This is a genomic window from Moorena sp. SIO4G3 (genome assembly GCF_010692305.1).
Lineage (GTDB): Bacteria > Cyanobacteriota > Cyanobacteriia > Cyanobacteriales > Coleofasciculaceae > Moorena > Moorena producens_A.
Window position 1 is genome coordinate 15,150 of the sequence record NZ_JAAHIG010000084.1, and the last position, 13,355, is coordinate 28,504.

General features: G+C 42.3%; 2 protein-coding genes and 1 pseudogene. All 3 read right to left on the reverse strand.

The genetic code is table 11. The annotated features are described in order from the left end of the window. Positions 1 to 5 precede the first annotated feature (5 nt). Positions 6 to 8,741 (reverse strand): annotated as a pseudogene (locus tag F6J99_RS16870) (amino acid adenylation domain-containing protein); the annotation flags it as partial. Further along, positions 8,738 to 9,415: a phosphopantetheine-binding protein gene (locus tag F6J99_RS16875; RefSeq protein WP_293113924.1), complete on the reverse strand. Its 678-nt coding sequence runs from the start codon at positions 9,413 to 9,415 to the stop codon at positions 8,738 to 8,740. The gene F6J99_RS16875 and the pseudogene F6J99_RS16870, both read right to left, overlap by 4 nt. Then, the gene (locus tag F6J99_RS16880) at positions 9,416 to 13,312 is read right to left on the reverse strand and encodes an amino acid adenylation domain-containing protein (RefSeq protein WP_365973505.1); all 3,897 of its coding nucleotides are present in this window, start codon (positions 13,310 to 13,312) and stop codon (positions 9,416 to 9,418) included. Positions 13,313 to 13,355 lie beyond the last annotated feature (43 nt).

Consider the following 13,355-nt stretch of genomic DNA (forward strand, 5'->3'; position numbering starts at 1 on the left):
TCAGTAGCTAATTGCTGAAGATAATTGCAATAGCTACTGAACATATCGTCTAGCAGGTTAGCAGGGAATAGTTCTTCGATAGCATCCCAGTTGAATAATAAAGCTCCTTCTTCTTCTCTGACTTGATGGTCAAGCCAAACTTGTGGAGTTTGAGTAATGGAATAGACCATTTCTCCCAACTGGTTGACCAACCAATCTTGTTGAGCCATGTCACTGAAACCTAGAGTGCTAGTAAAGACAACCCCCATAGCTTGATAAGTGCCTCGTTGACGTCGTAGCTCTCGCTGCACTTCCACACCACTGACATAGCGATGGTCTAAATCCTCCCACAATCTTGCCTGTAGGCGTTGGGCACGCTCAACAAAGGTGGCTACTATAGAGTTGTCAACTTCTAGCAGTGTCAGGGATGTGAAATCACCAACAATGTGGTTGACTTGAGGATGTAAAGGTAGACGATTAAAAAGTGTGAGATTGATGGTAAAGTTAGGGGTTTTACTCCAATAAGCTAAGACATCGCTAAAGGCTGCTAGTAAGATTCCAGAACCCGTCAAATTAATTGCACGAGCTTTGCTTTTCAATTTTTGCCACTGTTGAGCAGTAAGCTTTGCACTAAATCGTTTGAACTGAGGCTGTTTAAGAGCCGCTGGCTGTTGTACAAAGGGGAGTTCTGGTGCTGAAGGAAGTGTGGTAATTCGATCCCACCAATATTTTTGAGACTGTTGGTAATGCGGTGTCTCTTTAAGCTGGAGTTCTGCAAGAATATAATCGCGAAATTAAATCTCTACCTTAGGAAGCTCTGTCTGTGGGTTATAGTACATTTCCAACCATTGTTGCCCCAGAATCATTAGACTCCAGGCGTCTGCAATTAAGGCATCAAAACTTAAGTGCAAACGATAACAATTTGTATCTAACTGAGTTGCACAAAACTTAAATAAAGGCCATGATTCGGCAGCAGAAATTTCGTGAGACATCTGCTGCCGAATGGTTTCTAAATGAGCATTAATGCTATTTTCTGAATGCCGACGCAAATCGAACACTTCAATCTGGTAATCCGGAACGTCACGTAAAATTTGCTGCTGTCCATCCGGCTGTACTACCACTCTCAGCATCTCATGGTGCTTGATAATCTTCTGCCAAGATTGGCTGAGTCTTTCTATATCTATACTTGGACAATCAAGTTCGACGTAAAGATGACTAGATATATTTCCGAGTTCAAAAGTATCATTTCGTCCTAACCAATAAGCTTGTTGTATTTCTGTGAGTGGGAAGGGTTGGTGAAGCTCAGATGGTGCAGGAATAGCTGTTGGCAGGTCTAAATTTGAAGCTTTGAGCTGGGATGGTTCTCCTTGAGTTAATTGACTTATAATTCGATCGAGTTGGGCTACAGTTGGAGATTCAAATAATGTCCGAAGAGGTAGTTCCACTGCAAAGACTTGCCGTAGACGGGTAATCAATTGGGTGGCGATTAGTGAGTGGCCACCTAGTTCAAAAAAGTTATCATTTAATCCGACTGCTGGGACTTTCAACACTGCTGCGAAGATGTCGGAGATGGTTTTCTCGGTGACAGTCCGAGGAGGAACATATTCTTTTGAGTAAATCAGTTGTTCTTCTACTGGTGGGAGTGCTTTCAGGTCTATTTTGCCGTTCGGTGTTAACGGTAGGGTGTCTAAAGTTACAAATGCAGAAGGTATCATGTAATCTGGTAGCTTAGTTTTCAGGAAACTCCGCAGATCGGAGGAGATCGCATCTTCTTTTTTAACGATGTAAGCTACGAGGCGCTTATCCTCTGGGTTGTCTTCTCTGACAATAACCACTGCTTCGCGTACTTCTGGGTTTTGAGCTAGGGTTGCTTGGATTTCTCCGAGTTCAATGCGGAAACCTCGGATTTTTACCTGGTTGTCGATACGACCGATAAATTCGATGTTGCCATCGGGGAGATAGCGGGATAAATCGCCGGTTTTGTAAATAGATGCGCCCGCCATCTCATTCTTAAATGGATTGGGCAGAAACCGCTCGGCAGTTTTGTCTGGATCGTCATACCCCTTTGCCAAACATTCTCCGCTAATATAGAGAAATCCAGTAACTCCAATGGGGCAAGGATTGAAGTAGGAATCGAGGATATAATACTGGGCGTTCTGAATCGGTTTGCCGTAGGGAATACTTGCCCAGGTAGGATCGACTGTTTCAATTGGATAATAATTCGACCAAATTGTTGCTTCGGTTGCACCGCCTAAACCGATAACTCTAACTCCTGAGAACACCTCTTTTAGCTTATCGGGTAAGGTGACTGGAATCCAATCGCCACTTAAAAATACCAGTCGCAGGTAGGTGTTAACTGGGGGTGTAGTTGGAAAAAATGGAACCAGTTGTTGGAGGGTTGCTGGAGCTGAATCCCAAAAAGTAATAGAATCCTGTTTCAGGATGCGAAGCAGTTCTTGGGGATTTTGTAATTACGACTCCGATGCCATATAAATCGAACCGCCGGTTGCTAGCAAACCAAAGATATCATAAACGGATAAATCGAAACATAAAGAAGTCACAAATAAAACCCGATCGCTTGCTTTTACCTGGAAGGTTTTGTTAACCCAATCAATTAAATTGACAACAGAACGATGGCAGACGATGACTCCTTTGGGTACGCCGGTGGAACCCGAAGTGTAGATGATATAAGCTGTATTGTTCGGATTGGCAACTACCCCAAGATTCTCGGCAGAATGATGATTCAGATGCCATTGAGTCCATAAATGCTTCTGAGGTTCAACAAAGTGTTTTTTCGCCTTGCCTAATGCTCGATCTTTCTCAAGAATCACATCGTAGCGATAACCGAGTTCGTTTTCAAATCCTCGCTCTCGTTTGAGAACTGAAATTTCTGCTATTTCGGAATATCGAGCCGCTAAGTCTCTGAAAAAATCTTCATCCAGATACAGTTCGCTATCGAGATTTGTTTTGGTCTCGATATCCGATTTTTGACCGAATTTCATTTTGAAAGCTCTCAAGGACTCCTGGAACTCTTCTTTTCGGCGAGCATCCATGATGTCTGCTAATAAAATAGCTCCTGATGGTGCTAAGATAGCCAGACATTGTTCTATAACCTGCTGCAAATAAAGAATTCCTGGAAAAAACTGCACGGTACTGGCTAAAATAATCAAATCGAAGGGACTCTCTTCAATAGAGTCGATTTCATCAGCAAAACCAGTCAAGAGCTTCAGAGAAGTTAGCTGTTTCTGGGTTTTAATTTCTCGATTGCGCTCTTGGGTTATTTCTGAGGGATCTATGCCGACGTAAAGTTCTACGGTAGAAGCGATCGCAAACATAATTTCTCCAGAACCACAACCTATTTCCAGCACTCGTTTTCCTTTGCCCAAATATGGTTTTGCTAGGTCGATTATATGGTTTTGATACTCGTCAACTTCAGCCTGAGAAAAAGGCTGACCAGTATAACTGCTAATAAACCCGCTTCTGGTAACGCGATTGTTTGCTTGCCGTGCCACCCAATCCCATAGTTCCTGTGTGGCATTGCGATCTATAGTTTCCGGTACTGGTACTGGTGTATTTACATCTAGGCAAATCACGTGGTTCAATTGCGGATGTTTCCATTGCTGCTGGAGAACTGTCGGTAAATATTTTTGCTCGGTAACAAGATAGCCTACCTCTTGGCACGAGAGAATCCTTTCCACGCGGGCGAGAGGCCATTTCGGCTCCAGGGGAATATAAACACCACCTGCTTTCATTACTCCCATGACTGCTACCACCATATTAAGAGAGCGATCTAAATAAATGCCTGCGGTAACTTCCGGTCCAACTCCCAAGTCTTGCAAATGTCGCGCTAGTTGGTTTGCTTTCCCATTCAACTCCCCATAAGTTAGTTGTTCTTCCTCAAAAACCACTGCCACGGCATCGGGATTTTGCTCTACTTGCTGTTCAAACAATTGATGGATACATTTATCTGTTGGATATTCCCTTGCAGTATCATTCCATTCAATTAACAATTGATGGCGTTCTGCTTCACTCAGTAAGGGAACTTCGTCAACTGTAAGTTGAGGATTAGCTAGGATCTCTGACAACAAGTTCTCGAAATGATGAGCCATACGTTTGATGGTTGAATCATCAAACAAGTCTGTGTTGTACTCCCACGAGCCTACCAATCCTTCTTTAGTTTGAGTCATTGATAGCGTGAGATCGAACTTAGCAATAGTATATTCGTATTCTAGTTCGCTTATAGTTATCCCTGGTAATTTTAACTCGCCCATGGGAGCATTTTGCAAGACAAACATCACCTGAAATAAGGGTGAATGACTTAAAGAACGTTGTGGTTGTAAGGCTTCCACTACTTGTTCAAAAGGAATATCCTGATATTCATAAGCCTTCAGCGTAGTTGTTTTAACTTGTTCGAGCAGAGTCTCAAAACTAGGGTCGTCTTCAAAACGAGTTCTCAACACTAAGGTATTCGCGAAGAAACCAATTAAAGATTCAATTTCAATGTAATTTCGATTGGCAATAATTGAGCCAATTAAAATATCTGATTGACCGCTGTAACGATATAGTAACGTTGCAAACGCTGCCTGCAAGGTCATAAATAACGTAGTTCCCAACTGGCAGGAAAGAATTTGCAGCTTGTCAGTTAAATCAGTATTTATACAAAAACGTTGGGTTTTACCTCGGTAAGTCTGTACAGAAGGACGTGGGCGATCGGTGGGTAAGTCAAGTAGTTCTGGCGCACCATTTAACGCCTGTTTCCAGTAATCAATATAAGCTTCTCGTACCTGACCATTTATCCATTCTCTTTGCCACACTGAAAAGTCAGCATACTGAATTTCTAATTCTGACAAAGGAGATGGTTCGCCCCCATTAAAAGCTTGGTACAAGCTTGATAGTTCTTCGATCAATACTCCTATTGACCATAAGTCGGAGATAATGTGATGCATCGTTAATAATAATGCATACTCTTTCTCCTCTAAGCACAGTAAACTACATCTAATTAGGGGGGCACTCTCTAAATTAAACGGCGCGATCGCTTCTTGTTGTACATATTGGTATAAAGCAGATTCTCTTTCTTTTGCCTCTAGTTGCTGTAGATCGACTAAGTTTATTTTGATAGTGGTTTCTGGTTCAATAACTTGCCAAGGTCTACCGTCAACAGTCCTAAAACTGGTCTGTAATATCTCGTGACGATGCACTATTTCTGATAAGGCTTGCTCAAAAGCTTTGAGATTTAAATCCCCACTAATCCGAACTGCTCCTGGTATATTATAAGTTGGGCTTGTTCCCTCTAATTGAGCCAGGAACCACAGCCTCTCTTGAGACCAAGAAAGAGGTAATTCTCCCTTCTTATTTCTTGGTTTGATTGGAGGCGGAGTGAATTGATCTCCATCTCTTCTTAACTGTATTATTTTTCCATCTAATTGCTTTACAGTGGGTGATTCAAAGATCGCCCGGAGAGGAATTTCTATTTCAAAGCTTTGCCTAAGTCGGGAGATTAACTGGGTGGCTAATAGGGAATGTCCTCCCAATTCAAAGAAGTTATCGTATATTCCTACATTTACTCGTCCAAGAACTGAAGCGAAAACATTAGCTATTATTTCTTGATTTGGCGTGCTTGGTGCTATGTATTCCTCTTCTAGACTCAAGTCAACATTAACTGCTAGTAAGGCTTTGCGGTCTATTTTACCGTTGGGAGTTAACGGTAAAGTCTCTAAAGTCATAAAAGCAGAAGGTACCATGTATTCTGGTAGCTTTTGTTTCATAAACTCACGCAGTTGGTTAGTCTTTATTAATTCATCGTCACTAACGATATAGGCTATCAAGCGTTTATTCCCAAGTGGATCTTCCTGTGCAATCACTACACTTTCTTTAATTTGGGAGTGGCTATTAAGAATGGATTCGATTTCCCCAAGTTCGATTCGGAATCCCCTTAATTTCACTTGATTATCAATGCGACCGAGAAATTCTATATTACCGTCACTCAAGTAGCGGGCTAAGTCACCTGTTTTGTAAAGGCATTCCGATCTGCTATTAGAAAATGGATTTGGGATAAATTTTTCTGAAGTTAGTTCTGGACGATTAAAATATCCTCTGCCTAAACCCTCACCTCCAATATACAATTCTCCAGCTATACCAATAGGGACTGGCTGTAGATGTGAGTCTAGAATATAAATTTGGGTATTCCCTATTGGTCCACCGATAGACAAAGGAACATATCCATTTATAGCTGCTGTAGTGCTAGCGGGTACCTGGTAAATTGCAGACCAGATAGTTGTCTCTGTTGGACCATACAGATTCCATAATTCGCTACCAGTTTCTAGAATTCGATCGGCTAGTTGAGCTGTTAATGCGTCACCACCACATAACACTTTTAGGGGATAATCGGAAGACCAACCAGTACTTAAGAGCATTTGCCAAGTAGCTGGTGTTGCCTGCATAACAGTAATCTTTGACTTTAATAATTCAGATAATAGGCTATCTGCATTAGTGCTAATTTCACGAGAGGTGACAACAACTTTTGCTCCTACTGTTAAAGGCAGATATATCTCAAGGGCTGCAATATCAAAGGCAATAGTAGTAACTGCACAGACAGTATCTTCCTGGTCTAAACCTGGAAAATCACTCATAGAATTCAAAAAATTAACCACATTCTTATGGCAAATTTGAACGCCCTTGGGAACACCTGTAGAACCAGAGGTGTAAATAACATAAGCTAAATTACTTGAATTTACTTCAATCTCAAGGTTCTCCTGAGTATTTTGCATTTGCCAATTGGCACGATCGATGTCAACTACCAGGGCAGTCTGTACGGGTAATAACTCAACCATAGATTCTTGAGTTAACAAAACCTTAACTCCTGAATCAGCCAGCATATAACTTAACCGTTCTAAGGGATGATTCGGATCGAGTGGCACATATGCACCACCCGCCTTGAGGATTCCCAACAGTCCTACTACCATTTCTACTGAACGTTCTACACAAATACCCACTAGTACCTCTGGTCCCACTCCCAGACTTTGCAGGTAATGTGCTAGTTGATTGGCCTTTTGATTTAATTGTTGGTAAGTTAATTGCTCGTTTTCAAAGACCACCGCTAGTGCGTCTGGTGTTTTTTCTACTTGTTCTTCAAACAATTGATGAATACATCGATCTGTTGGATATTCCCTTGCAGTATCATTCCATTCAATTAACAATTGATGGCGTTCTCTCTCACTAAGCAAAGGAAGTTTATCTATACGTTCTTGGGGAGCTTCCACGACCGCTGCTAACAGGGACTGGAAATGTCCCGTCATCCTAGTAATTGTTTGTTCTTCAAATAAGTCAGTATTATATTCCCAGGTTCCTATCAGCCCAGATTCTGTCTGTTCCATTGATAAGGACAATTCAAACTTGGCTGTCCCTGGATGTATCTGTGGCAAGGGTTTGATAGTGACGCCAGATAACTCTAAAGGCTTCACTGGAGCATCTTGGTACAGATACATCACCTGAACTAGAGGTGCGTAACTCAAAGAACGCTCTGGTTGCAGGGCTTCTACCACCTGTTCAAAAGGGACATCTTGATGGGCATATGCTGACAACGTTACTTGACGGACCTGCCTGAGCAACTGCTCAAAACTTAAATTACCTTGCAGGTTCATCCTTAAGGGTAGAGTATTAGCGAAAAAGCCAATCAGGGATTCTACTTCTGAATAGTTGCGGTTAGCAATTAGCGAACCAATCACCATATCATTCTGAGCACTGTAGCGAAACAGAAACACAGCAAACACTGCGAACGTTGTCATAAAAAGGGTGGTTTCCGAATGCTGGCTAAGTTCTTGAAGTTGCTTAGTCAAGTGTTGGCCAACAGCAAAGGTTTGAATGTTACCCTCGTAAGTCTGTATTGGTGGCCTTGATTTATCGATCGGCAACTGCAACAAGGCAGGAGCATTAGCTAATTGCTGTTTCCAGTATTCCAGTTGCTTGTGTTGTAATTCCGCTGATAACCATTGTCTTTGCCAAGAAGCAAAGTCAGCATACTGGATAGATACCTCGGATAAAGGGGAGGGTTTGCCCTGACTGTAAGCCTCATACAGTACTGATAATTCTTCAACTAATATTCCACCTGACCAAACATCAGTAACAATGTGATGCATGGTAACCAGCATGATAAAGTCCTGCTGTGATACTTGTAGCAGACTCACTCGCAGGAGCAAATCTTCGGACAGGTTAAAGGGCGTTTGTGCTTGTGTCTGGGCATACTGTTTTATTTGTATTTTTTGTTGTGTTTTTGGTAAATGCTTCAAATCTACAACTGGTATTTCCAAAGCAGTATCGGGAACAATGACCTGCATCGGTATGCCATTGACTGAGTGAAAGCGGGTTCGGAATACTTCATGGCGTCGAATAATTTCACAAAAGGCTTGCTGGAGGACTGGGATATTGAGATTCCCGCTTATTTCCATGGCTCCCTGCTGAATGTAAGGAGCTGTTGAACCCTCAAGTTGGTCTAAGAACCAGAGTCTTTCTTGAGAAAAAGAGAGGGGCAAGTTTTTGTCTCTGGGGACAACCGAAATAGCGGGTGGAATATTGCTATCTGTTTTTTGTCTAACTTGTTTCAAATACGACAAAATTTCTGGTTTGCGTTCAGCTATCCGCCGCGAGAGTTCAGGTGTTAAAACATCTTCAGGAGCTTGACAGCGTAATTTGTCTCCATCAGAGGAAACTTGAATATTAAGTTTACGCAGTTGAGAAAGGAACTTGACAATTGTTTGATTTTTCATAATTCTATCTCCTTTATATGTGTTGTTTCTGAATATTGTATATCTTGAGCCATCCAACTAATTACTTCAATGTGTTCAACCAAACCAGCAATTGTCGGTTCTTCAAAAAAGTCAGACAGCGGTAGATCGACTTGGTAAAATTGTCGAATTTTAGAGATTAACTGAGTCGCAAGTAATGAATTGCCACCAAGGTCAAAGAAATTATCATTAACACCGACTTGATTTACCTCTAACTCTAATATTGTTGCCCAGATGCCAGCTAACTTCTCCTCAATAGGAGTACTGGGGGGCTGGAAACTTCTTTTTTGTACTGATACCTCAGGGGCCGGTAGAGCTTTACGGTTAACTTTCCCATTTGCAGTTAAAGGGAAGACATCCATCAACACATAATCATTGGGCAGCATATACTGTGGCAACTTTCCTTGTAAATGCTCGTGTAGTTGTTGTGGAATAGAGGTGTCTTCCTCTGAAGGTTTACCGAACACCTGTTTAGTTTGGACTGGGTCAATCTGGCCTCCAATAAAACTATATCCTGGTAGCTTTCCTTTTTCAACAGAGGGCTCAATGGGGACAATATAAGCGACTAAACGCTTGTGTTCGGACTCGCCAAGAACAACAACAATAGCCTCCTTGACAGTAGAATTATCGCTTAATGCCGCCTCAACTTCACCCAATTAAACCCGATAGCCATTGATTTTAACTTGGAAATCTGAGCGCCCAATAAATTCAATATTACCATCAGGCAAATATCGTCCCAAATCACCGGTTTTGTACAATCGTTCGTGAGTAACTGGGTGAGTAATAAAACTTGCGTTTGTCTTTTTCTCATCTAATAAATACCCAGAAGCTAAACCAACGCCTCCGATATAAAGATCTCCACATACCCAGACTGGAGTAGGCTGCATTAGATCGTTGAGGACAGAAACAGTTTGATTGGCAAGGGATTTACCGTAAGGAATGCTCTTAGTTACAGGGTAAATTTGTTCGATCGGATAATAAATTGACCAAATTGAGGCTTCAGTTGCACCACCTAAGCTAACAATTTGGATCTGGCTCCACAACTGTTTAATTCGCTCTGGTAACGTTAGCGGTATCCAATCGCCACTGAGCAATGCTAATCGTAGGGGACCATGGGACTGGTTGAGCTGCCCAGACAAGTACTCAACTAACATTTGCATTAGTGCGGGTACAGAGTTCCACAATGTAACTTGGTGTTTAATAATTAACTCGTACCAACGAGCAGGATCTTTAGCATCAATAGCAGATGGGATGACCACAGTTCCTCCAACAGCCAGGATACCAAAAATGTCATATACCGATAGGTCAAAATTCAACGCGGACACAGCTAGTATTCGGTCATTAGCTGTAACATTGAATCGCTGGTTGATGTCGAGGATGGTGTTTACTACTGCTTGATGCTTAATGATTACCCCTTTGGGTAAACCTGTAGAGCCAGACGTATAAATTACATAGGCTAAATCTTCTGGATTATGTACGGGGACGAAGGATATTGAATCATTTTTTATTGACTCGAAAGTATCTACAGACAAACACTCAATTCCCTCTGGTATTGCTAGTTGTTCTAACAGAGATTCTTGGGTCAGAACCACCTTCACTTCCCCTTGGGTAAGTAAAAATTCTCTTCGCTCCTGGGGGAGTTCGGGGTCAATAGGCACATAGGCCGCACCAGCCATCAAGATTGCCAAGACTGCAACAACTTGTTCCCATCCCTTGAACATTACTACAGCTACTAAGCTATTGCGCGAAGCTCCCAGTTGTTGCAACCAATGCCCGATGTTGCGGGCGCGTTGGTGTAAGTCTCCATAGCTCAAGCAGCGCTCTGGGGTAATCACTGCCAATTCTTGATAATTTTGTTCCACCTGCTGCAGAAACAGACCGTGTAAGGTTTGTTGGGGAACAGGTAGATTTATCTGATTGAGTTGTGCAAGTTGTTGGAGTTGGGCTTTTGGTAACAGTTGAGGGTAGAGGTCCATCCAAGCAGATTCTGAGGTTGCCAGGTGTTGCAGATAATCTGTGTAACTCTGGAACATATTATCAATAACACCTTCACAGAAAAGCTCTTCAACTATATCCCACTGAAATATTAATTCCCCTTGTTCTTCAAGCACTTGATGGTCTAGCCAGACTTGAGGGGTTTGGCTAATGCTATAGACCATTTTTCCTAGCTGATTAACCCACAATTGTTCTTCCGACTCGATACCAGCCCCCAGAACGCTGGTAAAGACAACCCCCATAGCTTGATAACTTCCATATAGGCGGCGCAATTCTCGCTGCACTTCCACACCACTGACATAACGGTGGTCTAAATCTTGCCACAGTTGTTTCTGTAGCTGTTGAGCACGCTTAATAAAAGGAGTCGGTTTTGAGTTGTCAACTTCTAGGAGCGTGAGGGATGTGAAATCTCCAAGTACCTCATTAACTTGGGGATGTAAGGGTAAGCGATTAAACAGAGTCAGGTTAATGGTAAACTTAGAACTCTTGCTCCAACAGGTTAAGATGTCAGCAAAAGCAGCTAATAAAACAGTAGAATTAGTCAAATTTGCCTGACTTGCCTTGTCTTTTAATCGCTGCCAATCAACAACATTTAATCGCCCACTGCGACGTGTAAACTGCGGTTGCTCCAGAGCAACTATCTGCTTGGCAAAGGGTAATTCTGGTGCTGGCGGGAGAGTGGACAAGCGCTCGAACCAGTAATCTTGAGAACGCTGATACTGTGGTGTAACATCCAGCCCTATTTTAGCTAGCACATAGTCGCGAAATGACAGTTCCAATGAAGGTAGAGAACTTTCTGGGTCTCGATACAGTTGCAGCCAATACTGCCCCAGTAGCATTAGGCTCCAGCTATCAGCAATTAAAGCATCAAAACTCAGATGGAGGCGATAGTGCTTTTCATTGACGTGAGTGGCCTGCAACTTGAACAATGGCCATTGCTCAGAGGGTAATATTTCGTGAGACATTTGCTCCCGAATTGCCTTGAGGTGGTCACTAACTGCTGGTTCTGGCTGGTTTTGCAAATCAAAAACTTGTATTTGATAGGCTGGTACTTGTTGTTTGACTTGCTGTTGTCCGTCGGGTAAAACTACGGCTCGCAGCATATCATAGTGGTCAACTAATTTCTGCCAAGCCTGGTTTAAGCGTTCTATATCTAAGTTTTCAGAATCGATCTCTATGTAAATATGGCTAGCAACATTACCTAAATCAAAGGCTCGATTGCGACCTAGCCAATAAGCTTGTTGAATATCAGTTAGGGGGAAGGGTTCGTAGCGTTTTTCTGGGTCAGGTACAAGGGTTGGTAAACTGGCATCTGATTTTTGCCCTGGTAAGAGATTTTCTTTGATTATGGTTTGCCCCAGTTCACCAACTGTAGGTGCTTGAAACAGTATATGCAGAGAAACCTCTTGATTAAAGGTTTGCTGTATACGATAAACCACTTGCACTGCTAGCAGAGAATTTCCGCCCAGAGCAAAGAAATTGTCATGGATACTAGTAACAGGCACTTCTAGTACCTGCTGGAAAATTTCAACGAGTTGATGTTCTACTTGGTTGCGTGGTTTTGTTTGTTCAAAAAGACCAATACCTGTGCTCAGTCCAATCAGCTTTTCTCGAACAATTTCTCCAGTTTCAGTTAGAGGCATCTCGGCAAGTTGTGCCCACAGACAACGGCTGAGTCTGCCAAAGCGATCGCGTACTTCCAAGGCTTCTAAATGACTCACTGGTAATTGTTCTACCTTGGAGGTGAAATAAGCCGTTAACTGCTGTCGGTTTTGAGGTTCTGAGGTAATAGTTAAACGTTCAATGTTGGGTTTACTCCCATCCAAACCCACAAACAAATGATGTTGGGCACGAGACAACGCGGCTAATAAAGAGCACATCCCTTGTGCCTTATTAATCGAAAAGTAGCCTTTAGCATGGGTCAAGTCTTTCATTTGATAGCCCAGACTCATGCCGATTTCATCCCACATACTCCATGATAAGCAGTAGCTTTGCAGGCTAGTATAGGTCTGCTGGTAATCGCAAAACGCTTCCATAAAACTAGATGCTGCCGCATAAGCACCTACAGTGGTACCGCCAAAGAAGCCATTGATGGACGAAAAATGAAGAAACAAACCTTGAGGATTATCTTCCAGCAGTAGTTTATGTAAGGCCCAAGTCCCAAGGAATTTGGGACGAAGAACGGCAGTGATACTTTCTAGGGTTTGGGATACTAATAGTTGTTCGGTGAATACTCCTGCTAGATGGATAATCCCATCAAGCTGGCCTCCCCATTTGGATAGAGTTGTTGTCAATATCTGCTGCAACTGAGCATAATCACAGATATCTACATCTTCATAAATGACTGACCCTGGTAGTTGCTGCAATTGTTGATAAGCTTGGATTTTACTTGCCAGTTCATTTCCACTATCTAAATGAGTTTGCCAAGTATTTTTATCGGGTAGAGAAGTGCGACCAACTATCAGCAACCGTGCTTGATAATTCTTAAGTAGGAAACTAGCAATTTCAGTTCCAATACCTCCAAGCCCTCCACTTATTAAGTATATCCCACCTGTTATGAAGGGTAATTATTGCTTTGGTTCTTCAGCTATATTTACAGAT